The sequence below is a fragment of the Pseudoclavibacter helvolus genome (genome assembly GCF_014191305.1).
In the GTDB taxonomy this organism is placed as follows: domain Bacteria; phylum Actinomycetota; class Actinomycetes; order Actinomycetales; family Microbacteriaceae; genus Pseudoclavibacter; species Pseudoclavibacter helvolus.
This window is the reverse complement of the sequence record NZ_JACHWJ010000003.1, coordinates 461,492-487,959: the sequence shown is the minus strand read 5'-3', so window position 1 is coordinate 487,959 and position 26,468 is coordinate 461,492. Positions and strand designations below refer to the sequence as shown.

The following is a 26,468-nucleotide window of genomic DNA, read 5'->3' as shown; positions in this document are numbered from 1 at the left end:
CCAAGCAGGCCCAAGCGCGGCGAGCGGGGCTCGAGCAGTGCGCGCGACCTCACGCCTCGGCGGTGAGACCCTCGTGGATGCGGCGGAGGTCTTCGATGAGCGAGCCGATGAGCACCCAACTGCCACCCTTCGGCGCGGAGACGACAAGCGGTGCGGTGAGTGCTGGCGGTTCCAGGATGAACGCCTGCGGCTCCCCGGGTTCGCTCGGGATGAGTATGCGAGTGTCGTGCGCGGCCCGCCGCAGCTGCTCGGCGATCGCGATGGCCTGTGGCTCGTCGGCGAGCGTCGGCTCCCAATGTTCGGCGACGGCGCGGGTCATGCCGGTGAGCTGCGTGACGATGGGGCGGAAGCGGTCAAGAAGCTCGCGGCACTCGACGAGTTCCTCGTGGTGCCTGGACTTGCGTGGGTTGAAGGCGAGCGACTCGAGGCCTTCTGCGATGGAGTTCTCGGCGGCGCCCGCCATCGGCCGCACGAGGCGCGCCTTGAGGAGCATCTCGGTGAGACTCTCGGGCGTCTGCGGCCGCTCGATGGCGTCGGCGAGGCGCTCGAGCGACGCGGCAATCTCGTTGCCGAGCATGGCGGTGTCGCGTTGCGCCGGGGCGACGAGCACTGGCGGCAGGATGATCGCGTTGATGAGCAGCCCGAACGCGGCGCCGATCAGGGTTTCGAGGATGCGGTCGAGCGCATATTCGGGGGTGGATGCGCCGAGCGCGAGCACGAGCATGGCGCTGATCGCGACCTGGTTGCTGGTGGTGGAGGTCATGCGCAGTAGCCACGCGACGATCATGGCGACGACGATCGCGAGGAGGATCACCCATGACTGCGGACCGAGGACAAGCGAGATCGCGCTCGCGACGGCGACGCCGATGACAACTCCGGCGCTTCGCTCGAGCGCTTTGGCGAACGACTGGTTGACGCTCGGCTGCACGACGAGCAGTGCGGCCACGGCGGCGAAGACGGGCAGCGGGCCGGGGATCAGCCAGCCGGCGAGCAGCCACGCACCGACCGCGGCGATGGCGGTCTTCGCGACCTGCAGGGCCGGCACGCGCTTGGTCGCCTGAATCCGGTCGAGGCCGGTGAGACGAGTGAGGGAGCGCACGTGCTCAGCGTAGAACGCCGGGTGAGTCCGACGCCCAGGCGTCGCCCAGCGGCGTGGTCAGCGCCTGCCGCGCGATTCGCTCAGCTCGTGGTCGCGCTGAAGACCACAAACGCCACGACGATGACCGCGATCGTCATGAAGGCGATGACGCCGCCGGCGATCAGCAGCCCGAGTGCGATGGGATGCGCCTGCCACCAGGGCACGAGGCGCGGGTCCCTCGCTCGCAGCTGGGGAGGCGAGACGGGTTCGGGCACTGAGAACCACGGCACGCCGCGGCTCGCGAGGTCCTGCATGATCGCGGTGAGCTGCTGCGTGGTCCACATCTGCCCGACGAGGATGAGCAGACGGCGGTCGCGGCCGGTCACGATGAGGTGGTGCGTCGGCGCTCCTGCGAAGCCGCCGAACGACATCTGGTCGACCGTGACGACGCTGGTCGCCTCGGCCGCCGCGAACCGGCGCGTGCGGAACATCCACTTGTGCTCGATCCAGCCGTCACCGAACCGGATGTACGTGTCTCGCATCGACGTGCGGGCGAGCCAGAGCGAGAGGGGCACGGACCCTCCGATGAGCACGACGATCAGGGCGCCGTACCCAAAGCCGAGCCAGAAGTCCTGCAGCGAGAAGATCACGATGAGCGCCAGGAAGATGGGCGCGAGCATGGCCAGGCTGATCCAGGACTGTCTCATGTTGAGGGCGATCGCGCGGCGCTGGGCTTCCGGGGTGAGGCGTAGCTCGTGCATTCACAGAGCCTAGAGCGTGGGCCCGTATCGTGAGCTGATGCTGAAGCGCTCACTGGCCACACCGCACGGGGTGGATGCGACGAGCTCGGTCGTCGCCGGCCCGCACGGCCCGATTCCGGTTCGGACTTACTCCCCTGCTCCCGGCATCTCGCGCTCAACTGCCTTGCCCTTCGTCTGGCTGCACGGCGGCGGCTTCTACTCTGGCGGGCTCGACCAGCCGGAGACTCACGAAGTGGCGCTCGCCTTGGCCCGCGCCGGGTTCGAGGTGACGACGGTCGGCTACCGCTTGGTGACGCTCGGCGGCCGGGAGCGAGCGCAGCTCGAGGAGGGCCCCCAAGGGTTGAGTCGCGCGGGCCGTGAGCGTCGCCCCGATATCCGTTTCCCGGTGCCTCTCGACGATGTGCTGGCGGTCGTCGCAGCCGTCAGCGCGCGATCACCCGATGGTGTGGTGCTCGGCGGCGCGAGCGCCGGCGCATGCCTCGCGGCTGCCGCGGCGTACCGACTCGAGCGCGACGGGGCGTCTCCCCTGCGCGGGCTCTTCCTCGCCTACGGCACGTTCCACGCGGAGCTGCCCGAGCGCTCCCCCGAGCTGCTGAGCCGCGTCAAGGGTCGGCGCCGGTATGTCCACACCCCGTGGCTCATCGGACAGATGAACCTCAACTACGCGGGCAGCGAGGAAGTGCTCTCGCGCCCGGACGCGTTCCCTGGCGGGCACGACCTGGCCGGCTTCCCGCCCTCGCTGGTGGTGGATGCGGACCGCGACGCGATGCGCGCATCCGGTTCCCGTTTCGCGCGGGAGCTGGCCGAGGCTGGCGTCGAGACCGAGTACCGAGTGCTCCCGGGCAGCTCGCACGCCTTCCTGAATCGGCCCAACGACCCTTCGTTCACGCGAGGCATCGACCTCGTCAGCGAGTGGATGCGGCGGCTCGCCTGAGGAGATGCGCTTTTGTTGCGTGGGCCGCGGCTCAGCGCCGCGGCGCGCGCGGCGGGTTCGGGTCCTTGGACACGCCGACACGGGTGACGAACAGCGGCACGTCGCGGCGAGAGAGGCCGAGCCTGTAGTGCAGCTCGCCCTGCGCGAGCGACGAGTCGATGACTTCGGAGGCGGGCGAGAACGCCGCACCTCGGGCGGTCGCAAGAAGCCACAGCCGCATGAGCGCTCGGCCAGCTTCGAGCACCCGCTCCGGCGGGAGCCCAAGCGGGGAATCGAGGATGCGGGTCGCATCGGCGCCCGAGCCGAGCTCGAGCAGCTTGGTGTCGGCGACCAGCGCAAACGCGGTCGCCGCGGCGGGCGCGTCCTCTCCCGCTGCCGAGACCGGCACCTCGAGCAGCACCCTCCGCCACAGCTCTCCGACTGGAGTCACCACGCGCACGGCCGCCTCGCGGAGGCGCCGATTCCGCGTGAAGGGCGCGACGAGGCGCGACGCGACCGTCGGCACGCCGAGCACGCGGTTGTTGAGCCCGTCGACGTCGTAGCGCGGATGCGCGGGGTGCAGCCGCAGCCAGTGGGCCAGCTCGCGCGCGACGGCCGGCTCCCGCAGGGTGTCGGCCGTGCCGAGCGACGAGAAGTGACGCAGGTCGTCGGCGTCGACGGGCACGAGGCGCAGCCACTCGGGAAGCGTGCCCGCGAGTTCGAGCACCAGACCTTTCGCCGGTTCGAGGCCACCGCGCACCGTCTTGCGGGCCGCGAGCATCCGCCTGCTGGAATCGGGATCGGACTGCGATGCGGAGGCCGATTCCCCCTCGATTTCCGCCGCCCCGGCCGAGTCGCACAGCTGGATGCGCATCACCGGCTCGTCGCTCCGCGCGTGCACGATGGCCTCGGGGTCTGCCAGCGCGGGCAGCAGCTCGACCTCGAAGGCGATGTCGTGCGCCGCAGCGCTCACGCTGAACGCCTCGAGCCAGGCACCCAGCCCGAGCAGCGTGTCTCGCCCCGTCGGGTCAGAGGCGGGAAGCGTCCGCTTCCGCGACACTCGAAGCTCGACCGCGGCGCCATCACCGATCATGCGCGGCGACCACGGCTGCGTGTTGTGGGCTGAAGGCGCCGACGCCGCGTCGGCGATGATCTGGTTCAGCGTGTGGATGCTCGTCATGGCTGCTCCCCCTCGTGTGTTGCGTTCCCATCGGCGCACGCTCGCACGGGCCTCCTGTAGAAGACCGTCTCGTGCAGCGCCTTCCCGCCCATGCGGCCGAGCTGTCGCGCGGAGGCGGGGTTGTCGCGGCCGATGTAGGTCGAGCGCAGCGCCGTGTAGCCGCCCTCGATGAGCGCCTCCCCCACCGTGCGCCCGAGTAGCGTGCTGATGCCGCGGCCGCGGCCCTCGGGAGTCGTGCCCTGGATGGTGAGCACTGCTTCCCTCGGTTCCTTACGCTGCCGCCAGATCTCGAGCAGCTGCCGCAGCCCGATTCGGCCGGACGAGCGCTGGACGATGCGGGTCACGTCGGGGACGCAGAGCAGAAAGCCGAGCGGCTTGCGGGTCTTCGCATCGAGCGCAGACACCCAGATGTTGGGGTCGATGATCGCGATGAGTCCGCTTGTGGCTTCTCGCATCTGCGCTCGCGAGATCTGCGTGTAGTAGGGCAGCTCGGCGAAGGCGGCGTTGACAAGCTCGCGCTGGCGGGCGACGTCGCGCGGGAATCGCAGGCGCGATGCGCGCTCGATGACGATGCCGGCGGCCTCGAGCTCGGCGTCGGTCGGCGCTGTGAAGGCGTCACTCTCGATCTGCCCGAGGCGCCCCTGCTCGAGGCGAGCGATCCAGGTCGCCGATTCGTTCCAGGTTGTGAAGCCGAGCCCCTCGTAGGCGCCGGGCACCCAGTCCGGGTTCCAAGCGCCCTCGACGAAGCCTCGCTCGCCGAAGCCACTCGTGATGACCCCGCCCACCTGGTTCGGGAGCAGCGTGACGGGGCCGAGGAGCTCGCTCCGACCGGCGTTCGCGGCACGTGTTTCGACGGCGCCGATGATCGCGCCGAGGGCCTCCGCGTCGGCCGCCGCGACGGCCCCGAACAGCTGGAGGCTCGATGAGAGCTCTGCGTCGAGCGCAGCGCTCGTGTGCGTGACAGCTCGGGCGACGGGTGTGCCCTCGCGGTACGCGAGCAGCAGCTCGACCGGGGACTCGTGCGCGTGCTTGTCCTTCCACCACGAGCGGAGAGTCGACTCGAGCACTGGCACCTCGCGGCTCGGGTCCGAGACGCGCCCCGGCAGCTCGACGAACTCGAGGAACTCGAGCTCCGAGCTGACGCGACGCACCTCGATCCCGCGCGACTTTGACTTCGTCCCAGCACGCCCAGAGAGCGCGTCGGGGGTCAGCATCGAGCCGGGCGCCGCTGCGGCCGGGCCACGCGCATCCGCATCCGTGAGACGACCGTCCCCCTCGTGCCCCACGGTGCCTTCGACGGCCGCCAGCTCCTCCTCGCTCGCGAAGAGGCGAATGAACCCGGCGTTGGCGTTCCTCGTGTCCTTCACGATCCACTGCATGAGGTGCCTGTGCTCGGGCATTCTGGCGAAGCGCAGGAGCGCGTCGCGCGTGGAGAAGTTCGCGAGGGTGCCGAGGGTCCACGGCGCCTCCCAGTAGATGCCGTGCCAGCAGTAGTCGGGCATCCTCCGCATCTTGCCGGTCATCTGCCCCCAGACGCGGCCCGTCACGGCCCAGGCGAGCGGGGACGTGTACCGGGTTGCACCGACGAACATCGATGCAGTGTCGAAGATGGTGTGGGACGGCGGCGGGACCGGGGTAGTGAGCTTTCTCGGCTTGCGCGTCGGCTCGTCGACGCGCGGTGGCATGCGCCCTTCCGCGCGTTCCTTGGAGACGGACGCGAAGTGCGGGTTATGCGCCATCTCGCCTGGTGGAGGCTCGGGGTCGGCTCGCCAGATGCCGTTCGAGTAGCCGCGGGTCTCGGCGAGCAGTAGCTTCGTGCGCCCATCGTGCCCGGCTGCGACCTCACGCGCTCGCTCGACGCTCTCGAACAGCAGGAGTTCGCCGGAGACCCGGCGATCCGTGAAGCGCTGCCGCCAGATCACGCCTTCACGGTCGGCGCCGCGCCCTTCGACGATGACCAGCGCCTCGGCCCTGCCCTGAACTGGAGCCTTCGAGAAGTCGGTGGTGAACACGGCTTACTCGGCGTTCTTGACGACGTAGACGTTCTTGATCTTCGCATTGCCACCCGTGAAGGGCCCCGTGCCGAACGGATGCACCTCGATTCGGAGGTCGCCCGTCGACGGGTCCTCGTCGAGCGACTGGGCGAAGTCGCGCGACACGGAGGCGAGGTGCTCGACGATGCCGGCCCTCGTCGTCTCGCTGAGCTTCGCGATCTCCTCATCCGCGAGCGCCACGCCGTCGCGCAGCTGGAGGTGCACGATGGGGCGCTGCTCGTGACCCTCGAGCTCGAGCAGGCCGAGCTTGAACGACTCGATGTCGCCCGCGTGCGGGTTGTCGCGGTAGAGGCCGTTCTCGATGTCGATCGGGTACAGATTGGCGCCCATGTAGGAGATCGTCGAGTCCTTCCTGCCGAAGAGCAGGAGTAAGGGCAGCTTCATCCGCTGCACCGCGAATGCCCGGTGGAACGCCCTCGACAGCGCCGGGTCGAGTTCGGCGATCTTCTCTCGCACCTCGGGGAAAGAGAGGATCTTCGCCTCGTCGCCGATGTTGTAGCGAAGCTTCGGGCTGAGCACGGCAGACGAGTTGAGCGTCACGACGAGCTCGTTGTTCGCGTTCGTCTCGAGGTACGTCTCGAGCGGGTTGTACTGGAAGACCATGGGGATGCGCGACTCGTCGTCACCGAGGAGCGCCCTCCTCAGCGGCTCGTCGGCGAACATCGCTCGGCGCAGCCACACGCAGGCGTCCGACTCGCCTGCCATGCCGATCGTGAGGTCGGAGGCCCCGTATCCGGAGTACACGCGGCCGAAGCGCTCCTCGAGGTAGTCGCGCAGCCCTTCCGTCATGGCCTCCCCACCCACAAACCCGTTGAGGCGGTGCTGCGACCAGTCGAACCACTCCTCCCCGTCGAGCCTGTCGCGCAGGTGCTTCAGGAACGGCGGGTAGGCGCTCACGAGGTACTGGTACTTGGGCCCGAAGTGGCGGATCGTGTCGACGATCTTGTCGATGTCTGGTCCCGTGTTCTTGACCATCGAGATCTTCGAGAGCGCGTGCCCGGTGTTGGTGCCGGTCGCCCACGCCCCCATCGAGAAGGCATTGATGCCGAACAGCTTCTTCGTGCCAAACAGCAAGGTGATGTAGCCGGCCACGTTGTTGTGGATGGTCTTCAGCTCGTGTCGCCCGCGGATCCAGTTGAAGGGCGAACCGCTCGAGCCGCTCGACTCGTCGACGACCGTGCCCACGGTGTCGATCTCGCCGCCCCAGCAGCGCTCGTCCTCCGTGTAGCGCTTGACGTAGTCGTCCTTGCTCGTCTCCGGGTAGCTCGAGAGCTGCCACCAGCGGAATCGGAAGTCGTTCTCGTGCAGCCAGCGCTGGTAGGCGGGCACGTCGAGATTCGCGCGCTGGCAGATCATCCACGCGTTGAACTTCGCGAAGTCGCCCATCGCGGGCACGTAGTGGCGGGCGGTCCAGCGCCAGACGGCCGGATGCAGGTGGTACAGGTCGTAGGTCTTCGTGAGCGCGCCAGACCCGAGCCGCAGGAGCGACTGCCGCAGCTTGGATGCACGCCGCAGGCCGGCCGGTCCGGGCGCAACTTCGCTGCCCGCTCCCGACTCCCGTACACCGATCTGCTGAGTCACGTTGCTCCCCCGCTCACGTCTTCCCTGAAGTGTGCGCATAGCTAAGCACGAGCCACGGACATTCAGCCTGGGATGCGCGCCATAGCCCTGGCATAGGAACGCCATAGCCCCCTGCCTGGCCGGCGGCTCATGCTGACTCTCGTTCCACGACGAAGAGCAGGAGAGTTGCCATGATCAAGATTCCCGAGCCCGACCTCACCCCAGACGGCCCCGCCTACGAGGGCAGGCTGCTCGACCGAGCTGACGAGGAGGTCGTCGACCAGGGCGTCTCCTTCGACATCGGCACGCTCATGTCGCGTCGCGGCCTGCTGAGCATCTTCGGGGTTGGGGTCGGGACGGTGGCGCTCGCCGCCTGCACGCCGGCGGGATCGGGCGCGTCCAGCACGACGGCCGCAACAGCGACTGCAACAGCGACGGCCAGCCCATCGGCGAGCGCGTCCGCGACGGCCGTCGCTGTGCCTGCGAGCGAGATCCCCGATGAGACCGCAGGCCCGTACCCTGGCGACGGCTCGAACGGCGCGGACGTGCTCGAACAGTCCGGGGTCGTGCGCAGCGACATCCGCTCGAGCATCGGCAGCGGCACCACCGCGGCAGGCGTTCCTATGACCCTCACACTCACGGTCCTCGACATGGCAAACGGCGACAGGCCGTTCGAGAACGTCGCCGTCTACGTCTGGCACTGCGACGCCACGGGCGGCTACTCCATGTACTCAGAGGGAATCGAGAACGAGACGTTCCTGCGGGGCGTGCAGGTCGCGGATGCGCAGGGCAGCGTCACGTACACCTCGATCTTCCCCGCCTGCTACACAGGGCGCTGGCCGCACATCCACTTCGAGGTGTACCCGACGATCGACGACATCACCGACTCGACGAAGGCCATCTCGACCTCGCAGGTCGCGCTGCCCGAGTACGCCTCGAACGCCGTCTACGCCTTGTCCGGCTACGAGGGTTCAGCCTCCAACATGGCGCAGGTCAGCCTCGACTCCGACAACGTCTTCGGCGACGACGGCGGAGCCCTGCAGCTCGCGACCGTCACGGGCGACACGACAAGCGGCTACAACATCGCCCTCACGGTCCGTGTCGATACGACGACCACACCGACCGCGGGGGCAGCGCCGTCAGGCGGAGGCGCGGGCGGCCCCGACGGTTCTGGCGGCCCAGGCGGCCCAGGGAACTGAACCCGGCGCATCCGGCCAGACGGAACTCTCAGACACCCACACCGCAGAAGACCAACCCGACGAAAGACGACCATCATGCTCGCGAACCTCACCGGCCGGCACGGCATCGCCGTGCTCGCCATCATCGTGCTCGTCTTCGGCGCCTCGAAGCTGCCGGCCCTCGCGAAGAGCGTCGGGCAATCGATGCGCATCCTCAGGACCGAAGTGCGAGACCTCGACGTGGATGCGCCCGCAGACTCGCGTCAGTGAACGTCGACGACTACCTTGATGGCCTCGTCCTTCTTCTCGATCACCGTATTGAAGGCCTCGAGCACATTCTCTTGCGCGAGGTGGTGCGTGACGACCTGTGTGGGGCCAACGCGTCGCTCGTCGAGGTATGTCACGACCCCCTGCAATGTCCTCGTTGCTGTAGGTGAGGGAGGTCAGAGTGGAGAGCTCTTGGAGCACATCGTCTGCGAGACCTCGATCGAGCCGCTTGGCCGGCGAGCTGTGCGCCAGGCTTGCGCCTCTCTCGGATCTCGGGCCGATATTTGGCGCACGCACATAGTGCCGACGTTGCGTTGGGCTCGATCGAATCAATTAGTTGCATCTACAACTTCTTGCTGCTAGCAAACTACTTGCAGCTACAAGTAACAGTCAGCCAAGTGCATTCGCACGGGATTGACGACCAAGAGCAAGGAGCCCCCAACATGACTCAGGTCACCATCTTCGGAACCGGCAACATGGCCTCCGCAATCGCAAGCGTTCTCGACAAGGGCGGCGCGAACGTCACCCAGATCTCCCACGAGCAGGCATCAACCGCAACCATCGAAGGTGACATCGTCGTCTTCGCCGTCCCGTACCCGGCCGTCGCCGAGATCGTCGCCACCCACAGCCCCGCCCTCGCAGGCAAGACGGTCGTCGACATCACGAACCCCCTGAACTTCGAGACCTTCGACAGCCTCGTCGTCCCTGCCGGCTCCTCCGCAGCCGCCGAGATCCAGGCAGCCCTCCCCAACAGCGCGGTCATCAAGGCCTTCAACACCAACTTCGCCGTGACGCTCACATCCGGCCAGGTCGGCGAAACCGCCGCAACCACCGTGCTCATCGCGGGCGACGACACCGCAGCCAAGGCGACACTGAAGGCCGCCATCGAGGCTGGCGGACTCGGCGCGATCGACGCAGGCTCGCTCCAGCGCGCCCACGAGCTCGAGGCGCTCGGCTTCCTGCAGCTCACCCTCGCAGCAGGCGAGCAGATCAGCTGGGCAAGCGGCTTCAACGTCGCTCGCTAGGCCACAGCCGCAAAGCAAGCCCGATAATGAGGCCCGACGCAGACACCTGCGCCGGGCCTCACCACTTACATCCGTGCAGAAATAGTTCCATGAATTGAAGTGTCGGTCCGGCCACGCCTCCCCAACACGGGAGCCGCGATGATCGAGTTCACGCACGTCAGCAAGCAGTACTGAGACGGGACGGTGGCCGTAGACAACTTCAACTACGTGATCCCGTCGCATTGCACGGTCGCCTTCGTCGGCTCTTCAGACTCAGGAAAGACCATCATCCTGGTCGCTCACGATGCTGACGAGGCGCTCCGCGTGGCCGACGAGGTCGGCGTACTGCGCGTGCACGGCTCCATCGCCCAGGCAGGCACGCTGCAGGAGATCGTAGCCGCGCCTCAATGCGAAAGCACAACGAGTTCCGCCCGGTTACGGGCGCCCGCCTTCCTCAGAAGGTTCGAGACATGGAACTTCACCGTATTCACACTGATGGCCAGCTCGGCCGCAATCTCCTGGTTCCGGCGCCCCTCCACAACAAGTCGCAGGACGTCTCGCTCTCGAGCACTCAACTCGACGCCACCATCCAGGTGCGCCACCCCGGAAGGCGGATCGAGCGGCAGCGTCACGCTCACGTCCGACCCCCAACCCGGAGTGGATGCGACACCAAGCACGCCGTCGAGCGCCGTCACCCTCTCAGCGATGGGCCTCAGCGCGTCATCATGCACCGTGAGCTCGCCCGCGCCGTCGTCCCGGATGCCGATCAGCAGGTTCAAGCCGTCGCAATCCCACTGGATACGAACCCGACGAGCCTCACCCGCATCCACATAGGCGAGCACAGCCGTGCGCACGATCGCCCGCGCGGCGTGGGCAACCTCCCCCGGGAGCGCCCGACCCGTCGCGGGAGGCTCCACGAACTGCACATCGAGGTCGCCGAACCGGACGAGGGGACGCAGGTCTGTCCTGAGCCGCGCGAACGCACCCACTACCGGCTCCAGGATCTTCCCTCGCTGCTGATCGGTCTCCGTCCTGAGCCCAACAAGCGCCGACGCGGCGACGTCGATCGCCATGGATCTCGCGGCTTGGTCGCCGACGCGCGGCGACCGCAGGATCGCGAGGACCGATTCGAGTGTCACCGCATGCCGGTCTGCGAGTTCTGCGACCGTCTGCGCGAGGTCAGCGGCACTCTGCCGAGAAGCCGATGACGGAGAGTCACTCATTCCATCCACGCCGCCAACTTACCCGTACTCCCCCACCCACCCTTTCAGGTAGGTAGAACTCCTCCGGCGGGTGGCTGCCCCCTGGTGCCGCGAGGCGAAGACTGAGGCCATGGCAGCAACACGCGTCACCGAATCCCTCGACATCATCACTGGAGAGCTGCAGAGGTCAGCAGCCTCCATCAGCGAGACCGAGCTCGCCGGCACCGCCGCACTCCTCGTCGATGCCGGGCGCGTCTTTGTGCACGGCGCCGGGCGATCAGGCCTCGGCCTGCGCATGACGGCGATGAGGCTCATGCACCTCGGGCTCGACGTGCATGTCGTCGGCGAAGTCACGACCCCGGCGATCCGGGAAGGCGACGTGCTGCTCACCGCAAGCGGCTCCGGCACAACCACGGGCATCGTCGCGGCCGCGCGCACCGCCAAGAGCGCGGGCGCCCGAGTCGCTGCCGTCACCACGGACCTGACCTCCCCGCTCGGGGAACTCGCCGACACGATCATCGTCGTCCCCGCCGCTACCAAGCTCGACCGCTCAGGCACCGCGAGCGCCCAGTACGCGGGAAGCCTCTTCGAGCAGACGGTGGTGCTCATCGGCGACGCGCTCTTCCACAGCCTTTGGCTCGGATCCGGCGCGACCGCAGACGAGCTCTGGCCGCGGCACGCGAACCTCGAATAAGAGGCACCACCCCGCCCACGAATTGGGCACCCAAGACCCACACCACGGAACACGAAGGAGATCACCCATGAAGCTGCAGTTCGCAATGGACACCCTCACCACCGAAGCCGCCCTCGAGCTCGCGGCCGCCGCCGCTCCGAGCGTCGACATCCTCGAGCTCGGCACGCCGCTCATCAAGAGCGCCGGCCTCTCCGCGATCACCGCGATCAAGGAAGCCCACCCGGACAAGATCGTCTTCGCCGACCTCAAGACGATGGATGCCGGCGAGCTCGAAGCCGACATCGCCTTCTCCGCTGGCGCCGACCTCATCACCGTGCTCGGCGTCGCGGGCGACAGCACCATCGCGGGCGCCGTGAAGGCAGCAGAAGCACACGGCAAGGGTGTCGTCGTCGACCTCATCGGCGTGCAGGACAAGGCAGCCCGAGCCAAGGAAGTCGTCGCCCTCGGCGCCAAGTTCGTCGAGATGCACGCGGGCCTCGACGAGCAGGCGGAGGACGGCTTCACGTTCGAGACCCTCCTCGACGCGGGCCGCGCGTCTGGCGTGCCGTTCTCGGTCGCCGGTGGCATCAAGATCACCACTATCTCGTCCGTCCAGAACGCCGGAGCAAAGATCGCCGTCGCCGGCGCATCCATCTACGGTGCGGACGACGTGGCAGCAGCCGCGGCGACTCTCCGCGACGCCATCAAGTAGCACCGGACGAAGCAAGAAAGAAAGGCGGGCGCAGGGTTACCCCTGCGCCCGCCTTTCGCGATGGTCAACCCGTTCGCGACCCCGAGCCCCGCCGGGTGAGCGCCGGACCGCTCAGGCGTCGGAAGCCGCGAGGCGGTCGACGGCGGCCTGCAGGTAGGTCGACGTCGCGCTTCCGGCAACCCCCGCGACCTCCCGCGGGGTTCCCTGCGCGACGATCGCCCCGCCCTCATCCCCCGCGCCAGGACCCATGTCGACGACCCAGTCGGCGCCAGCGACGACGCGCATGTCATGCTCGACCAGGATGACGGTGTTGCCGAGGTCGACGAGGTCGTGCAGGTGCCCGAGCAGGCGGTCGGAGTCGGCAGGGTGCAGGCCGGATGTGGGTTCGTCGAGCAGGTAGAGCGTGTCGCCCTGCTGGGCGCGCCGCAGCTCGGACGCGAGCTTCACCCGCTGCGCCTCGCCGCCGGAGAGCTCAGGCGCGGGCTGGCCGAGCGAGACGTAGCCGAGGCCCACGTCGATGAGCGCGTCCAGGTGCTGGACGACGTCGGCGTGCGCCGCGAACTTCTCGCGCGCAGCGGTGACGCTCAGCGCCAGCACGTCAGCGATCGAGGAGCCGTCGAACTCGATCTCCAGGGTCTCCGCGTTGTACCGCTTCCCACCGCACGTCGAGCACGGCGCCTGCACCGTCGGGAGGAAGAGGAGTTCCACCTCCATGGTGCCCTCGCCCTTGCACGTCGGGCATCTGCCGCTCGGCAGGTTGAACGAGAACCGACTGGCGCTGTAGCGTCGCCGCTTCGCCTCCTCCGTCGCCGCGAACAGCGAGCGGATGCGGTCGAACAGCCCCGTGTAGGTGGCGACGTTCGAGCGCGACGTGCGCCCGATAGGTGCCTGACTGACCTGCACGATGCGCTTGAGCCGGTCGGCGGGCCCGGTCGCCCGGCCCCGCGTAGCCTCGGCCTCGACGGCCAGCATCGGATCGCCGCGCTCCGACTCGTCCGCGGCGCTCGCCTCGCCGACCTCGCTCGCCAGGCTCGCGCGGAGCAGGTCGGGGAGGGCCTGGTTCACGAGCGTCGTCTTGCCGGAACCCGACACCCCAGTCACGGCGGTCAGGCAGCCGAGCGGGAACTCGACCGAGAGGCCCCGGATGTTGTTGCGCACCACACCGTCGAGCCGCACGTGCTGCGTGCGCGGTCGCGGCTCGCGCGGCTTCGGCCGCGGGGAGTCGGGGCAGTCGAACAGGTACCGACGCGTCACCGAGTCGGGCGCATCCCGAAGCCCGTCGAGTGCGCCCGAGTAGACGATGCTGCCGCCAGACGCGCCGGCGCCCGGGCCGATGTCGACGATCCAGTCGGCCTCGCGGATGACGTCGAGCGAGTGCTCGACATAGAAGACGGTGTTGCCCCGGTCGCGGAGCCCCCGGAGGATTCCGAGGAGTGCCTCGGTGTCGGCGGGATGCAGGCCGGCCGACGGCTCGTCGAGCACGAACACGACGCCGAAGAGGCCTGCCAGCAGCTGGTTCGCGAGCCGCAGCCGCTGGAGCTCGCCGCCGGAGAGCGTGCCCGTCTGGCGGTCGAGCGAGAGGTACCCGAGCCCGAGATCGGAGAGCGGCGCGAGCCGGGCGCAGAGCTCGCCGGCCAACCGTCGGGCGGCGAGGAGCTGCTCGGGCGCCAGGGGCTCGTCACCTCGCGTGCCCCGCGCCGGGGCCCAGCCTGGCTGCAGCACCCCTTCCATGAGCGCCGCAAGTTCGCGCAGCGGCATCGCGGCGATCTGCGTGATGTCACGGCCCTCGAACGTCACCGCGAGCGCATCCGGCTTCAGCCTCGTGCCACGACACGCGGGGCACTGGACGCTCTCCATGAACGTCGCCGCCTTCTCGCGCATCCGCTCGCTCTTCGAGTTGGCGAAGGTGTCGAGCACGTAGCGCTTCACACCGACGAACGTGCTCATGTAGGACGGCTCGTCACCCGCAGCCACGGCCGCGCGCACCCTCGCGGGCGACAGCCCCGTGAACACAGGCACCTGCGGCTTCTCGGTCGTGTGCAGCAGCCAAGACCGCTGCTTCGCCGGGACCTCGCGCCAAGGGATGTCGATGTCGTAGCCGAGCGAGACCAGGCTGTCACGCAGCTGCTTGCCGTGCCAGGCCGTCGGCCACGCGGCGATGGCCCCGTCGCGGATCGTGAGCGATGCATCCGGCACCATGAGGGCCTCCGGCACCTCATACACGCGGCCGAGCCCGTGGCAGTTCGGGCAGGCCCCCTGCACGGTATTGGCCGAGAAGTCCTCCGCGAACAGCATGGGGGCACCCTCCGGGTAGTCGCCCACCCTCGAGAAGAGCATCCGCACGACGTTTGCGATCGTCGAGGTGCTGCCGACCGTCGAGCGTGCGCTTCCGCCGCCCCGCTGCTGCGGGAGCGCGACCGCGGGAGGCAGCCCCTCGACGGCATCGACGTCGGGTGGGGAGACCTGGTTCATGAGGCGGCGCGCGTACGGCGCGACCGACTCGAAGTAGCGGCGCTGCGCCTCGGCGTACAGCGTTCCGAAGGCCAGGGAGCTCTTGCCGGAGCCGGAGACTCCCGTGAACGCGACCAGCGCATCCCTGGGGATGTCGACGTCGACGTCACGAAGGTTGTGCTCGCGAGCGCCACGGACGATCACCCTGTCCGGCGCTGCAGCTGACGCGTCTCCTACGGCGGTGTGTCCCTCGGCAAAACCCATCAGGACAGCATGACACCCTCGGCGACGGCCAAGCTGAGCGCTTCAGGTAACGCAAGGTTACGCAAAGCTACGACGGCCCGAAACCGCGTAGAAATGTCTCGTTGTCCGAACATATGACAGCTACAGCCTGGATAGAGCCCATCCTGGACAAAGGAGTTCCCATGACCGACCAGACCACCCCAAGCACGCGCACGATCGGCGTCGGCCTCATCAGCGTCGGCTGGATGGGCCGCCTCCACTCGCGCGCCTACCGCGCCGTGCCCGACCACTTCCCCGAGCTCGGCATCAAGACCCGGCTCGTCGTCGCCGCCGACCCGATGCCCGAGGCGCGCGCCCAGGCAGAGGAGCGCCTCGGCTTCGAGCGCACCGTCGCCGACTACCACGAAGTACTCAGCGACCCCGAGGTCGACGTCGTCTCGATCTGCTCGCCCAACTTCCTGCACGCGGAGATGGCGATCGCGGCCGCCGAGGCCGGCAAGCCGTTCTGGATCGAGAAGCCCATGGGACGCTACGCGTCGGACTCGCGGCGCATCGCATCCGCAGTGGATGCTGCCGGCAGCATCACGGCCGTCGGCTTCAACTACCGCAACGCACCGGCGATCGCCTACATGAAGCAGCTCATCGAAGAGGGCGCGATCGGACGCGTCACGAACGTGCGCGGCGCGCTGCTCGCGGACTACTCGTCGGACGCGCTCGCCCCGCTCACCTGGCGCTTCGAGCGCGAGCGAGCCGGCTCTGGCGTCCTCGGCGACCTGCTCTCGCACGGCCTCGACCTCGCGCAGCACGTCGTGGGCCGTATCGGCAGCGTCTCGGCCACGGCGGAGACCTACATCACCGAGCGCCCCGCCCCCGGCACCGGTATCGTCGACCGCTCGGCCCCGGGAACGGGCGAGCTGAAGCCTGTCGAGAACGAGGACTACGCGGCCCTCCTCATGCGCTTCGACAACGGCGCCATCGGGATCATGGACTCGAGCCGCATCATGCGCGGCCCCCGCGCCGAGTATGCCCTCGAGGTGTACGGCACAAAGGGCTCCATGCGCTGGGACTTTCAGCGACTCAACGAGCTCGAGGTCTGCCTCGACTCGTCGAGCCCGTACGGCTATACGACCGTCTACATGTCCCCCGGCCACGGCGAGTTCCACCGCTTCCAGCCAGGCGGCGGCACCGGCATGGGCTTCGACGACCTCAAGACCATCGAGGCCGCCCGCTTCCTGGAGAGCGTCGTCACCGGCGTGCAGGTCGCGCCATCGGTCGCCGACGGGCTCGTCGCCGCACAGATCGTGGAGGCCGCCGAGGCGTCGATCGAGGACGGCCGCTGGCACGACGTCCCCGCCCGCGCGTAACCGCGCATCCGCCTGCCGCCCGCCCGCGAGTTTCGGGATGGGTTCCACGCTTCGGGATGGGTTGCAACCCATCCGCGTGCGTGGAACCCATCCCGAAACCGTGATTCGGAGAGGTCGCTCGGCTGAACCGGGCCTCTCGCTCGGGGCCGTCTCTCCCGTTAGAACGTCGCGGCGTCGATCACGAAGCGGTAGCGCACGTCCGACTTGAGGACACGCTCGTAGGCGTCGTTGATCTGGGCGGCTTCGATGAGCTCGACCTCGGGCGCGATGTTGTGCGCGGCGCAGAAGTCGAGCATCTCCTGCGTCTCGCGGATGCTGCCGATGGTCGACCCCGCGAACGAGCGGCGATTGTTGAACAGCGTGAAGGCGCGTACGGGGATGGGCTCGGCGGGTGCGCCGACGTAGACCATGGTGCCGTCGAGCGTCAGCAGGTTGAGGTACTGGTCGATCTCGAGGTTCGCGCTGACCGTGTTGATGATGAGGTCGAACGTGTTCCGGAGTTCGGAGAACGTGGCCTCGTCGCTCGTCGCGTAGTAGTGCTTCGCGCCGAAGCGGAGCCCGTCTTCCTGCTTGCTGAGGGTCTGCGAGAGCACGGTGACCTCTGCACCCATGGCGACGGCGATCTTGACGGCCATGTGGCCGAGGCCGCCCATACCGACGACGGCGACCTTCTTGCCTGGGCCCGCCTGCCAGTGGGCGAGCGGCGAGTAGGTGGTGACACCGGCGCAGAGCAGCGGGGCCGCCTTCTCGTACGGGATGCTCTCCGGCACGCTGAGCACGAAGTCGGCGTCGACGACGACGTTCGTCGCGTAGCCGCCCTGCGTGATGCTGCCGTCGCGATCCTTGCCGCCGTACGTCATGACGTTGCCGTTGGTGCAGTACTGCTCGGAGCCTGCCTTGCAGTTGTCGCACTCGCGGCACGAGTTGACCATGCAGCCGACGCCGACGCGGTCGCCGACCTTGTGCTTCGTGACGTCGCCGCCAACCTCGGCGACCGTCCCGACGATCTCGTGCCCGGGAGCGAGCGGGTACGGAACCCGGCCCCACTCGCCACGCACCGTGTGGATGTCGGAGTGGCAGATGCCCGAGTAGGCAATGTCGATGAGCACATCGTTGGGGCCGACGGCGCGGCGCTCGATGGTGGTGGGCTCGAGCGGCTCGGTGGCTGAGGGGGCGGCGTACGCCTTTGCGGTCGTCATTCATGCTCCTTCGGGATGTTCGTGGAGGTCACTGACCGCCCGCTCTGGTTTACAGAGCGAGGCGGGACCGAGGAGACTCTATGCCTCCCCTCCGACATTCATTCCCCGGGGGCGTTCAGGTCGCCGCGTTTGAGGGCGACGTTGGGGTTGGTCGGCGGTGCCGGCTTGACGTCCGTTCCTGCCGAGCCGCCTGCCGCATCCACAACCTCGTCCACCGAGACGATGCGAAGCATCCCGGTCTCGAGCCCGACTGCGACCTCGTCTGGGATAACAAAGAGCGCGCGCGTTTCCGGGCCGGCGGTCGCGGTGCCGCGGAACTGGCGCTTCGACATGACCATCGGCTCCGGCGTCGTGTTGCGGCGGCGCCGACGCCGCCTGAACTGGCGGGCGAGGAAGCGGCCGAGTGTCACGCCGCCCGCGATTCCGATGCCGATGGAGCCAGCCTGCACGAGCCGCAGCACGCCGTCGTCGGAGGATTCGCTCGAGGTGATGTCGAGCATCCCCTGGTAGATGGCGAGGCCGGGCAGGAGGGGCACGGTGCCGCAGACGGCGGTGATGGTGGCCGGGATGTGCAGCTTGCGAGAGAGCGACTCGGCGAGGAGGCCGACGATCAGGGCCGGCACGGCGGTCGCGACGAGCGGCTCGGTTCCGGCGGTGACCAGCACGTCGTAGACGAGGTAGGCGATGCCGCCGAAGATCATGACGACAAATGCGGTGCGCATCGTCGCGTAGGAGGCGAGCGCCCACGCGGCGGCCGCGATGGCGGCTCCGAAGACCTGCACGGCCGACGGCCACGGCTGCACGGACCGCTCAACGAGACGCAAGTCGACGCCGAGCCCACGGGCCACGTCGAGCACAATCGCGATGCCCACGATGAGGCCAAGGGTGAGCAACACCACCTCGAGGAGCCTGCCCATGGCGGTGATCGGGAAGCCGTTGATGGCGTCGTCGGCCGCGCCCACGAACGACATTCCGGCGAGCAGCACAACAAGACCGGATGCGACGACAAGCGCCGGCGGGAGGGCCGCGAACTCGTCGGGCAGCACGGGAAGGGCCGCGAGGAGCCCGACCGCGACGCCCGTCGCGATGGCGGCGCCGGCGATCTGGAGGAAGAACGCGGGCAGCCCCCAGCGGCCGAGGGCCCGCAGCACGAGGTCGACAACGACCGTCGTCGCGGCGGACAGGAGGCAGACGAGCGGGCCGCCGCCGAGCAGGAAGCCGACCCCGCCCGCCATGAGGGCGAGCCAGAGCGTGACTATCGAACGGCGGAAGCGCTGCGGTGCGACGAGGATCTCGTCGAGGCGCTGGTGGAACGACTCGAGCTGGTTGAGCGCTTCCTCGAGCTTGGCCGGGTCGTCCATCGTCTCGGCGACGTCGATGTCGTTCGGGTCGGCGGCGATCTCGCGCGACAGCTCCATGACGCGAGTCAGGCGGTCGTAGTCGGGCAGCCGACTGTTGACGACGCGCAGCAGGCTGATGCCCGCACCGTCGTTGGCGCCGTCGTGCACGACGAGGATCGACGTGAACGTGAGGTCGATCTGGCAGTCGACGCCGAAGGCCTTCGTGGTGCGGCGGATCGCGTCGGTGACATCGGTCGCGGATGCGCCGAGGGCAAGCATCGTCTCGCCGAGCCGCACGGCCAGCTCGAGCACTTCGCGGATGCTGCGCTCGGCCATGAGGGCACGCTGCGCGCGGCGCCCCACGGTTGTCGACGGGGTTTTGCCGCCGACCTTCCTGGCCAGGTTGTCGAAGAAGTTCTTACCGCGCACGGCCGGAGTCTAATTGCGTCGGTGGGGCCGCGTCAGCGCCCCGAGGCGATGTGCACGAGTCCTCGCAGGGCCTCGCCGAGCGGCGCGACCTCCTCGGCGGTGTTGTGCACGTGGAAGGACAGCCGCAAGTTACCCGCGCGGTTCGCGGCCATGACGTCGAGGCGCGCGAGCGTGTCCCTGATCTCCTCCGCGGCGCCCTCGACGGGGGTGAGCGCGAGGATCGCGGAACGTGCATCCGGGAGGCCGGCGGCGGAAGCGAACGCGGCGCTCACCTCGAGGGCGTGCGCCTCCAGCTCCGGGGCTCCGACGCCGAGCAGAAACTGGAGCGACGCCTCAGTGCCAACCCACGCGTGCCAGGCGGGCGAGACGTCGAAGCGACGCGCATCCGCTGCAAGCCTGAGCGGCAGCCCGTAGATGCTTGTCCACGGATCCTCCCCCGCGTACCAGTTCGCGGCGAGGGGGCGGATGCTCTCGTGCAGCTCAGGATTGAGCGTCAGGAACGCGGTTCCGCGCGGGCTCAGGAGCCACTTGTAGGCGGCGCACACGGTCGCGTCGAAGCGGCTCGCGTCGATGTCCAGCCATCCCGCCGCCTGGGTGAGATCGATGAGGGTGCGCGCTCCGTGCTTCTTCGCGCCCGCTTCGATGGCGTCGAGGTCGGCGACGGCGCCGGTCGCGGACTGCACCGCCGACACCACAACCCAGGCCGTGTCGGGGCCGATCTCATCGGCGATGCGATGCACGGGCACCTCGCGCAGGCGCAAGCCGCGGTCGGCGTGTGCCGCGAACGGGAAGCTGACGCTAGTGAAGTCGTTCGCGGCGAACAGCACCTCGGCGCCGTCGGGCACGGATGCGGCAATCAGCCCGACGAGCGGCGAGACCTGGTTGCCGATCGCGACCCACGAGGCCGGTACGTGCACCAGCTCCGCGTACAGTTCGCGCGACCTGCTGACGGTTCCGTCGTAGTCGTTCGCCTGCCGTCGCCCCGCGCTCCACCCGGCGAGCTCGCGGGTGAGCGCATCCGAAGTCGCCCTCAGCGGGAGGCCCATCGACGCGGTGTTCAAGTAGAGGGGCTCCGCCGAGAAGGCGGCTGCGTGAATCCAGGACATGAGGTCAGGGTAGCGACCTGAGGTCCGGCAACGGCTGTTGACAGTGCTTCCCTCCTCGGCGCACGACCAAGACATTGATGCCATGGCCATTCCTTCGCGGAAAGTACGGGAAACGACGCTCGCGAGAGCGGCCAGCGTAACGCTCGCGTGCCTTGCGTTGCTCACTGGATGCGCCTCCGGCGCGGCCACGGATCTGCCGCTTCCGACCCCTCTCGACGGCCTCCCTGTAACGGCGACATACGAGCTGGAGCCCGTCGCGCCGCGCTTAGCGACTGAGGCGGAGATGGAGGAAGCTCGAAGCCTGTGGGCGGAGGGTTAGCGCGAGCAGCTCGGGATCCCGCACAGCGCCGTTTTCCTCGACGAAGGCGGCACAACGTTCCGTATCATCCGGATCAGCTCCCCCGACCTCCAGTGCGGGACTGCCCCGCTCACCTTGGAGGTCGTCGGCGACGCGGCGATGCGCATCACCATTGGAACAGCGCCGGGCGGCGGCGGCAATTGCTTGGCCATTGGCTACACGGTCGTCGACGAGCTGGAGCTCCCCCGCGAAGTCACGGGCCGACCGATTTCGGTGGAGCTGGTCGAGCGCGTTCCATCACCCGGGCTCTACCTGATGGCAGAGTGAGCTTCCCAGAGCTTGGCCGCAATCTCACCGTGAGATCGTAGACGCATGAAACTCGCCGAAGCGCTCCTGGAGCGCGCCGACCTGCAGAAGCGCGTCGAGTCGTTGCAGGCTCGCATCGTCGCGAACGCCTCGTATCAGGAGGGTGAGCAGCCCACGGAAGACGCGGGCGAGCTCCTCGACGAATGCGCGACACGACTCCTGCAACTCGAGCGCCTCGTGACCTCCATCAACATCACCAACGCGACCGCCGCCACGGAAGACGGGCGCACGATCACTGCCCTCCTCGCGGCGCGCGAGACCCTACGCAGTCAGCACAGCATCCTGGTCCGAGCAGCGGATGCGGCAGCCGGGTCATGGGGTCAGCGGCAGATGCGCAGCGAGCTGCGTCAAATGTCTGCCCTGCCGGTGCGCGACGTGCGCGCCAAAGCCGACGGAGTAGCGCAGGCGCTCCGTGAACTCGACGTGATCATCCAGCGCACGAACTGGGAGGTCGAACTTCTCGAGGCCTAGGCCTCGAGTAACAGGTAGCGAATCGAGTAGCGCAGCGAGTCGGTAGGCGCACGGAGCGAGCACACACCGAGGGCTGGCGGTTTCCAGTCCACCTGCAGACGCGGCGGGCAGCGTCATGGCTTCGGCCGTCACACCTCAGCCCAGCACCCATCACCGGGAACAGCGCACGCAGGACACCTCATCACCACGTGCTGGCCGGACGCCGAGGGCGGGATCGGGGACCTCACTGCGCCGCGCGAACAGAATCCGGCTTGTTACGTCTGAACTGTGGGCTGCACGGAGACGGCGAACCACTGCCCGTAGCCGTCCTGAGCGAACGTGAGTGTCGAACCGCGATCGATGACGGCGGTGTTGTGAGTACCGCACATCGAGACATCCTGCGTGTCGTACTGGACGCCCGGACGGACCTTGCCATCCACGATCGGCAGCAGGGCAACCGGCCCTTCGGTGTTGAGGCCGGGCAGATCACGGTCGCCGATGCGGAAGCGGTCACGTTCGATGCCGGAACTCGCGGCGAGCGCATCCACGTCGCTGTACGGGCAACCAAGCACGAACGCCGAGGCGTCGTCGGGCAGGAGCTCGTCGATGTCCATCGTGGCCGACAGCTCGTTGACGGCGAGATGGTCGAGGAGCCGCTCTGGCTCAGGTGGCGCGCAGGCCGACAGCGATGTCGCGGCGAGCACGCTGAGGGCGGCGAAGCTCACAACTCGACGGGGATGCACATCGTCGAGCGTACGCGCTGGACCGCCCCAATCGCGTCATCCGAAGTGGTGAACTTCGTTATCCGGCAGATGGATGCGGCGAAAAGGAGTCCATGCGTGCGCGCTTCGCCCTCACCTCGTTCGAAATCGGCCTGGGCATCACTTCGTTCGACTCGAGCAACTCCGCCCGGTGCGTGCCGCAGCTCACGCAGGAACTGTAGACAACAGTGCCGAGCGAGGTCGAGTGACGCGACGCCGTAATCCAGCCGTGCTCAGCACAGGCGCTCGACACGACCCCACGAACCTCCTCGACAGTGGCGCGCATACCTTCGGGGCGCCCACCCGGAAGCTGAACCGGGAGCGAAATCGGGCGGGTTGCGAAGTCGTCTGCGGGGGTGAGTTTCTTCATGCAACCAAGCCTGCTGTAATAGCCATATGCATCTCAACCCTTACGGTGAGTACGCGGTCGTCCTTGCCGCATCCCTGGCCAATGACTGGCCTCAAGACCGCCCCACCCTCCTCGCACGCACTCGCGAGCACGGCATGACGATGCCATTCCCACCGGAGGCACACGACCACGCTCGCACCCGAGAGGTCATCGACAGCTGGCTCCGGGTCGTGGATGCCCCCTCCGAGCGGGATCGCGCGGACGTCCTCAACTCACTCATGGCCACAGCGACCGCCTACCCTCGCCTCACCAACCACGACAACGAGGGCTGGCACCTCCACTACCGCGACTGGGACATGTCCCTGCCAGACATCCTGCTCGCCGTGATCACGGTCGGCACAGCCCTGCACCTCACGACGCGGGGCATGCACCGACTGAGCCGATGCGCGGCCGGACTCGATGACGGCGACGACTGCAGGAACGTCGTCGTCGACGTCACCAGGAACGGTCGCCAGCGCTACTGCTCCGTGCGCTGCGCGAACCGAGCAGCGGTGCGCCGACATCGCGCCCGGAGTGTTTGAGACCCAGGCTTCCTGCGGATTCTTCAAGAAATTTTAGTGACTCGCATTTCACTGAGTCTCGCGAGGCACGATAGTACACATATACGAAGATCTTGGGTGCCAAGTTGCTTTCATATCTGGGGATAACTCGGAAGTGCCCCTGTGGACGGCGGGTTTCGGGATGGGAAGTTATCCACGACCCTCTCGAATGTCGGTGGTGGTCCGTAGTGTTGGGGGCATGCAACAGCACCGCGATGCCGACCTTCCGGGCCTTGGGTTTGACTCCTCGGACCCGGCGTCGGTCGCGGCCCGTCGCACGGAGATCCTCGCGATAGAGGAACAGGCGGCCGCGATGATCGCGGCAGGGTCCGCGATGCAGCTACGGGCCCACGCGGCAGCCTACGACTTCGGGCACGCGCTCGACGTGGCCGACGGATGCGCGAAGTCCGCCATGCATGTCTGCTCGATCGCGGACGAGGTCGCGTTGATCGTGAAGGTCACCACAGGCGTCGCGCAAGGACAAATGGCGCTCGCGTCGAAAACGCGCGACGACTTCCCCGCCCTCGTCGTCGCGCTCGACAAAAACGTCGCGACGCCCGCCCAGGTACAGAAACTCGTCGAGGTGGGATTCAAGGTCAACCACGACGACCCCAGCGAGCAAGCCGAACGGCGAGCTTTGTACGTGGACGTGATGCTCGAACGCATCCGGCAAGAACCGCTGCCACCGCGGGCGCTGCAGAAGGCGGCGGAGCGGGTCGCGGAAGAGCTCACCGGGGAGTCCATCGACCAGCGCCACGCACGAGCGAAGCGACAACGCCGCGCGACCGTGGAGGATCTGGGTGACGGGATGAGCATCCTCCGGGTCACGACCGATACGTTCGTCGCGCACGCAATCCGGGACCGAGTGCGCAAGCAAGCGCTCGCGATCATCAAAGCGCGACCGAAACCCGGAGCTGCACTCCACGGCGGCGATAAAGCCGCAGACGGAACAGCGACATCCGGAGGCGGGAGCGCGTTCGGGGGCGCTGTCGACGACGCCCGCGCGAGCGCCGAGGCTGCAGAGACTGCCGAGGAGCCGGACGAGCGGAGCCTCAACGAGGTCATGTCCGACGTCGTCGCCGACATGCTCCTCACCAGCGACCCGATGGGCAACTCCGCCGCCGCCGGCATCCAAGCCAACGTGCAGCTCTCCATCCCGATCACGACCGCACTCGCCAAGAGCCCCAACGCCGGACAAGCACCAGCACTGCTCGACGGCATGACGCCCATGCCGATCGAGGACGCGAAGCGCCTCGCCGCGACCGCACCAGCGTTCGTGCGCGTGCTCACGCATCCCATCACCGGGGCGGTGCAAGCCGTCGACTCCTACAAGCCGTCCCCGGCAATGCGGGCGTTCTTGCAGGCCCGCGACATCCACTGCCGCTTCATCGGCTGCCGACAACCCGCCATCAACTGCGAACTCGACCACACCAAGGACTACCAGTACGGCGGGGAGACCGCGGTCTGGAACCTCAGCGACTTTGCAAACACCACCACATCGTGAAACACCACACCGCCTGGAAAGTGAAACAACTCGGCGGCGGCGTGCTCGAATGGACCACCCCAAGCGGGAAGGTCTACATCAGCAGACCAGAACCACACGGCGTGATCTTTGGGCTGCCGCTATGTTCTCGGACAGTAGCTCCCCGGTAAATTGGGTAGGGAAGTCGCCGGGAGGGGCAATTCATGTCTCGTAGAAGATTTACGCAGGAATTTAAGGACGAGCTCTGTCAGGAGGTGATCGCGTCGTCGAAACCGATCAAGGACGTTGCAGCGTCGTATGGTGTGGGCGCGGAGACTCTCCGGAATTGGCTCGCGAAGTATCGGGCGGACAACCCGGTCACGGAACTCCCTGTGAGTGGATCGGAGCGAGAGCGACTCCGTGAGCTCGAGAAGGAAGTCCTGGAGCTACGGGCGGAGACCGCGTTCCTGAAAAAAGCTACGGCTTACTTCGCGCGGGAGCAGCGGTGGTGAGCAAGTATGAATACATTGACTCCCTGACCATTGACGCGAGTGTTAATCATTCCGTCACGAAAATGTGCGCTTGGCTTGGTGTTTCGAAATCTGGTTTCTATTCCTGGAGGGACCCGACGCCAACTCGCACGCAGGAGCGACGAGACGCACTTGTCGAGAAGATCACAATGTTCTTCGAAGCGTCGGACGGGACGTATGGGTATCGGCGAATTCACGCTGACCTTGCCGAGGCTGGCACGCACTGTTCCCCGGAGCTCGTTCGCCGCCTGATGGCTGAGCACAAGCTTGTGGCCTGCCAGCCTCGACCGTTCCGAGTCACGACAACCACGGATGGCGAGGAGCATGCCCTCCCGGATCTCGTCGAGCGCGACTTCACGGCCACCCGACCGGGTCGGAAATTCGTCGGCGATATCACCTACATTCACACCTGGCAGGGTTTCGTGTATCTCGCGACCGTCATCGATTGCTATTCAAAGAAAGTCGTTGGGTGGGCCATTGAGGACCACATGCGGACCGAGTTGATCGAGCAGGCGCTCAGAAATGCCGCCGAGAGCACACCGATTGAGGAGGGCGCTGTGTTCCATTCCGATCGCGGAAGTGTCTACACGTCCAGCGATTTTCGGAAGTCGGTGAAAGATCTCGGAATGCGTTCCTCGATGGGGCGAACTGGTGTATGTTGGGATAACGCGATGGCCGAATCATTCTTCGCTGCCTTGAAAAATGAGCGAGTGTATCGGACGACGTATCCGAGCAAGAAGCATGCTCGGAAGGATATCGTTCGCTATATCGAGGGGTTCTATAACAGTCGGCGTCGCCATTCGGGGTTAGGGTATCAAACGCCGAATCAGGTCCATCACGGGCCACTCACGTTGGCAGCATAAAAGTCATCGCATTCAGGCTGGGGACAGTCCGAAAACATCGCGGCAGACCACTTCAGACCGACCAACGAACTCGCTC

Annotated in this window: 25 protein-coding genes; 12 read left to right on the top strand and 13 right to left on the bottom strand. The window is 67.5% G+C overall.

Features of this window, described 5'->3' with window-relative positions; all coding sequences use genetic code 11:
* Positions 1–49: 49 nt before the first annotated feature.
* On the bottom strand, positions 50–1,099 hold the full coding sequence (locus FHX72_RS12050; protein WP_183625329.1) for an FUSC family protein: 1,050 nt from the start codon (positions 1,097–1,099) through the stop codon (positions 50–52).
* A gap of 80 nt (positions 1,100–1,179) precedes the next feature.
* Complete coding sequence (locus tag FHX72_RS12045) at positions 1,180–1,839, bottom strand: hypothetical protein (RefSeq protein ID WP_156475813.1); 660 nt, start codon at positions 1,837–1,839, stop codon at positions 1,180–1,182.
* Between the two features lie 37 nt (positions 1,840–1,876).
* On the opposite strand from FHX72_RS12045, the gene FHX72_RS12040 reads away from it, so the two are divergent.
* A complete protein-coding gene (locus FHX72_RS12040; protein ID WP_183625328.1) occupies positions 1,877–2,773 on the top strand; it encodes an alpha/beta hydrolase in 897 nt (298 codons plus the stop codon).
* A 31-nt stretch (positions 2,774–2,804) separates the two neighbouring features.
* On the opposite strand, the gene FHX72_RS12035 is transcribed toward FHX72_RS12040, so the two are convergent.
* Genes FHX72_RS12035 through FHX72_RS12025 form a run of 3 tightly spaced genes read right to left on the bottom strand, consistent with a single transcriptional unit; the run spans position 2,805 to position 7,567 of the window.
* A complete protein-coding gene (locus FHX72_RS12035; protein ID WP_183625326.1) occupies positions 2,805–3,932 on the bottom strand; it encodes a hypothetical protein in 1,128 nt (375 codons plus the stop codon).
* A complete protein-coding gene (locus tag FHX72_RS12030) occupies positions 3,929–5,944 on the bottom strand; it encodes a hypothetical protein (protein WP_183625324.1) in 2,016 nt (671 codons plus the stop codon). The genes FHX72_RS12035 and FHX72_RS12030 overlap by 4 nt, the downstream gene beginning before the upstream one ends.
* Positions 5,945–5,947: 3 nt before the next feature.
* A complete protein-coding gene (locus tag FHX72_RS12025; RefSeq protein ID WP_221186904.1) occupies positions 5,948–7,567 on the bottom strand; it encodes a phenylacetate--CoA ligase family protein in 1,620 nt (539 codons plus the stop codon).
* A 170-nt stretch (positions 7,568–7,737) separates the two neighbouring features.
* On the opposite strand from FHX72_RS12025, the gene FHX72_RS12020 reads away from it, so the two are divergent.
* Both FHX72_RS12020 and FHX72_RS12015 read left to right on the top strand, forming a co-directional pair.
* Positions 7,738–8,745: an intradiol ring-cleavage dioxygenase gene (locus tag FHX72_RS12020; RefSeq protein WP_068482425.1), complete on the top strand. Its 1,008-nt coding sequence runs from the start codon at positions 7,738–7,740 to the stop codon at positions 8,743–8,745.
* A 75-nt stretch (positions 8,746–8,820) separates the two neighbouring features.
* Positions 8,821–8,994 carry a twin-arginine translocase TatA/TatE family subunit gene (locus tag FHX72_RS12015; RefSeq protein WP_183625322.1) on the top strand — a complete coding sequence of 58 codons (174 nt, stop codon included), beginning with the start codon at positions 8,821–8,823 and terminating at the stop codon, positions 8,992–8,994.
* Here FHX72_RS12015 and FHX72_RS12010 read toward each other — a convergent pair.
* Positions 8,988–9,128 carry a hypothetical protein gene (locus FHX72_RS12010; RefSeq protein ID WP_156475812.1) on the bottom strand — a complete coding sequence of 47 codons (141 nt, stop codon included), beginning with the start codon at positions 9,126–9,128 and terminating at the stop codon, positions 8,988–8,990. The genes FHX72_RS12015 and FHX72_RS12010 overlap by 7 nt on opposite strands.
* 306 nt (positions 9,129–9,434) lie before the next feature.
* On the opposite strand from FHX72_RS12010, the gene FHX72_RS12005 reads away from it, so the two are divergent.
* Complete coding sequence (locus tag FHX72_RS12005; protein ID WP_068482422.1) at positions 9,435–10,016, top strand: NADPH-dependent F420 reductase; 582 nt, start codon at positions 9,435–9,437, stop codon at positions 10,014–10,016.
* A gap of 252 nt (positions 10,017–10,268) precedes the next feature.
* On the opposite strand, the gene FHX72_RS19440 is transcribed toward FHX72_RS12005, so the two are convergent.
* Positions 10,269–10,403, bottom strand: a complete 135-nt coding sequence (locus FHX72_RS19440) for a hypothetical protein (protein WP_268874005.1) — start codon at positions 10,401–10,403, stop codon at positions 10,269–10,271.
* Positions 10,400–11,218 (bottom strand): helix-turn-helix transcriptional regulator, encoded by an 819-nt coding sequence (locus tag FHX72_RS12000; RefSeq protein WP_068482419.1) that lies wholly within the window; start codon positions 11,216–11,218, stop codon positions 10,400–10,402. Before FHX72_RS12000 ends, FHX72_RS19440 begins: the two co-directional genes overlap by 4 nt.
* A gap of 109 nt (positions 11,219–11,327) precedes the next feature.
* On the opposite strand from FHX72_RS12000, the gene hxlB reads away from it, so the two are divergent.
* Positions 11,328–11,891, top strand: coding sequence for a 6-phospho-3-hexuloisomerase (hxlB, locus tag FHX72_RS11995; protein WP_183625320.1), 564 nt, complete (start codon positions 11,328–11,330; stop codon positions 11,889–11,891).
* Between the two features lie 67 nt (positions 11,892–11,958).
* On the top strand, positions 11,959–12,582 hold the full coding sequence (hxlA, locus tag FHX72_RS11990; RefSeq protein WP_068495187.1) for a 3-hexulose-6-phosphate synthase: 624 nt from the start codon (positions 11,959–11,961) through the stop codon (positions 12,580–12,582).
* 111 nt (positions 12,583–12,693) lie between these two features.
* Here hxlA and FHX72_RS11985 read toward each other — a convergent pair whose 3' ends face one another.
* Complete coding sequence (locus FHX72_RS11985; RefSeq protein ID WP_183625318.1) at positions 12,694–15,297, bottom strand: excinuclease ABC subunit UvrA; 2,604 nt, start codon at positions 15,295–15,297, stop codon at positions 12,694–12,696.
* 161 nt (positions 15,298–15,458) lie between these two features.
* On the opposite strand from FHX72_RS11985, the gene FHX72_RS11980 reads away from it, so the two are divergent.
* Entirely contained in the window at positions 15,459–16,640 is a 1,182-nt protein-coding gene (locus FHX72_RS11980) for a Gfo/Idh/MocA family protein (RefSeq protein WP_183625316.1), read from the top strand.
* Positions 16,641–16,798: 158 nt separating this feature from the next.
* Here the strand turns inward: FHX72_RS11980 and FHX72_RS11975 are convergent, their stop codons facing one another.
* The 3 genes from FHX72_RS11975 to FHX72_RS11965 form a co-directional block, all read right to left on the bottom strand.
* Positions 16,799–17,839: an NAD(P)-dependent alcohol dehydrogenase gene (locus tag FHX72_RS11975; RefSeq protein WP_068482403.1), complete on the bottom strand. Its 1,041-nt coding sequence runs from the start codon at positions 17,837–17,839 to the stop codon at positions 16,799–16,801.
* A gap of 98 nt (positions 17,840–17,937) precedes the next feature.
* The gene (locus tag FHX72_RS11970) at positions 17,938–19,608 is read right to left on the bottom strand and encodes a threonine/serine exporter family protein (RefSeq protein WP_183625314.1); all 1,671 of its coding nucleotides are present in this window, start codon (positions 19,606–19,608) and stop codon (positions 17,938–17,940) included.
* A gap of 32 nt (positions 19,609–19,640) precedes the next feature.
* Complete coding sequence (locus FHX72_RS11965; RefSeq protein WP_183625312.1) at positions 19,641–20,714, bottom strand: aminotransferase class V-fold PLP-dependent enzyme; 1,074 nt, start codon at positions 20,712–20,714, stop codon at positions 19,641–19,643.
* 457 nt (positions 20,715–21,171) lie between these two features.
* On the opposite strand from FHX72_RS11965, the gene FHX72_RS11960 reads away from it, so the two are divergent.
* Entirely contained in the window at positions 21,172–21,339 is a 168-nt protein-coding gene (locus tag FHX72_RS11960; RefSeq protein WP_183625310.1) for a hypothetical protein, read from the top strand.
* 45 nt (positions 21,340–21,384) lie between these two features.
* On the top strand, positions 21,385–21,849 hold the full coding sequence (locus tag FHX72_RS11955; protein WP_068482391.1) for a DIP1984 family protein: 465 nt from the start codon (positions 21,385–21,387) through the stop codon (positions 21,847–21,849).
* 254 nt (positions 21,850–22,103) lie between these two features.
* Here FHX72_RS11955 and FHX72_RS11950 read toward each other — a convergent pair whose 3' ends face one another.
* On the bottom strand, positions 22,104–22,571 hold the full coding sequence (locus FHX72_RS11950) for a hypothetical protein (RefSeq protein ID WP_156479803.1): 468 nt from the start codon (positions 22,569–22,571) through the stop codon (positions 22,104–22,106).
* Between the two features lie 414 nt (positions 22,572–22,985).
* Here FHX72_RS11950 and FHX72_RS11945 point away from each other — a divergent pair, with 414 nt between their 5' ends.
* The 3 genes from FHX72_RS11945 to FHX72_RS11935 all read left to right on the top strand — a co-directional run bounded on the left by FHX72_RS11945 (position 22,986) and on the right by FHX72_RS11935 (position 26,392).
* The gene (locus FHX72_RS11945) at positions 22,986–23,519 is read left to right on the top strand and encodes a CGNR zinc finger domain-containing protein (protein ID WP_183625308.1); all 534 of its coding nucleotides are present in this window, start codon (positions 22,986–22,988) and stop codon (positions 23,517–23,519) included.
* A gap of 217 nt (positions 23,520–23,736) precedes the next feature.
* Positions 23,737–25,041: an HNH endonuclease signature motif containing protein gene (locus tag FHX72_RS11940; RefSeq protein ID WP_183625306.1), complete on the top strand. Its 1,305-nt coding sequence runs from the start codon at positions 23,737–23,739 to the stop codon at positions 25,039–25,041.
* A gap of 182 nt (positions 25,042–25,223) precedes the next feature.
* Positions 25,224–26,392, top strand: a protein-coding gene (locus FHX72_RS11935; protein ID WP_183623042.1) for an IS3 family transposase whose coding sequence is annotated in 2 segments (ribosomal slippage) — positions 25,224–25,479 and positions 25,479–26,392 — 1,170 coding nt in all. Because the reading frame shifts where the segments join, the coding sequence is not laid out codon by codon here.
* Positions 26,393–26,468 lie beyond the last annotated feature (76 nt).

Bases quoted from the DNA above. Each gene is read 5' to 3' on its own strand.
- hxlB (WP_183625320.1), top strand. From the start codon at position 11,328: ATGGCAGCAACACGCGTCACCGAATCCCTCGACATCATCACTGGAGAG.
- FHX72_RS12015 (WP_183625322.1), top strand. From the start codon at position 8,821: ATGCTCGCGAACCTCACCGGCCGGCACGGCATCGCCGTGCTCGCCATC.
- FHX72_RS12020 (WP_068482425.1), top strand. From the start codon at position 7,738: ATGATCAAGATTCCCGAGCCCGACCTCACCCCAGACGGCCCCGCCTAC.
- hxlA (WP_068495187.1), top strand. From the start codon at position 11,959: ATGAAGCTGCAGTTCGCAATGGACACCCTCACCACCGAAGCCGCCCTC.
- FHX72_RS11945 (WP_183625308.1), top strand. From the start codon at position 22,986: ATGCATCTCAACCCTTACGGTGAGTACGCGGTCGTCCTTGCCGCATCC.
- FHX72_RS12040 (WP_183625328.1), top strand. From the start codon at position 1,877: ATGCTGAAGCGCTCACTGGCCACACCGCACGGGGTGGATGCGACGAGC.
- FHX72_RS12045 (WP_156475813.1), bottom strand. From the start codon at position 1,839: ATGCACGAGCTACGCCTCACCCCGGAAGCCCAGCGCCGCGCGATCGCC.
- FHX72_RS11985 (WP_183625318.1), bottom strand. From the start codon at position 15,297: ATGGGTTTTGCCGAGGGACACACCGCCGTAGGAGACGCGTCAGCTGCA.
- FHX72_RS11960 (WP_183625310.1), top strand. From the start codon at position 21,172: ATGCGCATCACCATTGGAACAGCGCCGGGCGGCGGCGGCAATTGCTTG.
- FHX72_RS12000 (WP_068482419.1), bottom strand. From the start codon at position 11,218: ATGAGTGACTCTCCGTCATCGGCTTCTCGGCAGAGTGCCGCTGACCTC.
- FHX72_RS11940 (WP_183625306.1), top strand. From the start codon at position 23,737: ATGCAACAGCACCGCGATGCCGACCTTCCGGGCCTTGGGTTTGACTCC.
- FHX72_RS12035 (WP_183625326.1), bottom strand. From the start codon at position 3,932: ATGACGAGCATCCACACGCTGAACCAGATCATCGCCGACGCGGCGTCG.
- FHX72_RS11975 (WP_068482403.1), bottom strand. From the start codon at position 17,839: ATGACGACCGCAAAGGCGTACGCCGCCCCCTCAGCCACCGAGCCGCTC.
- FHX72_RS12005 (WP_068482422.1), top strand. From the start codon at position 9,435: ATGACTCAGGTCACCATCTTCGGAACCGGCAACATGGCCTCCGCAATC.
- FHX72_RS11965 (WP_183625312.1), bottom strand. From the start codon at position 20,714: ATGTCCTGGATTCACGCAGCCGCCTTCTCGGCGGAGCCCCTCTACTTG.
- FHX72_RS11955 (WP_068482391.1), top strand. From the start codon at position 21,385: ATGAAACTCGCCGAAGCGCTCCTGGAGCGCGCCGACCTGCAGAAGCGC.
- FHX72_RS11980 (WP_183625316.1), top strand. From the start codon at position 15,459: ATGACCGACCAGACCACCCCAAGCACGCGCACGATCGGCGTCGGCCTC.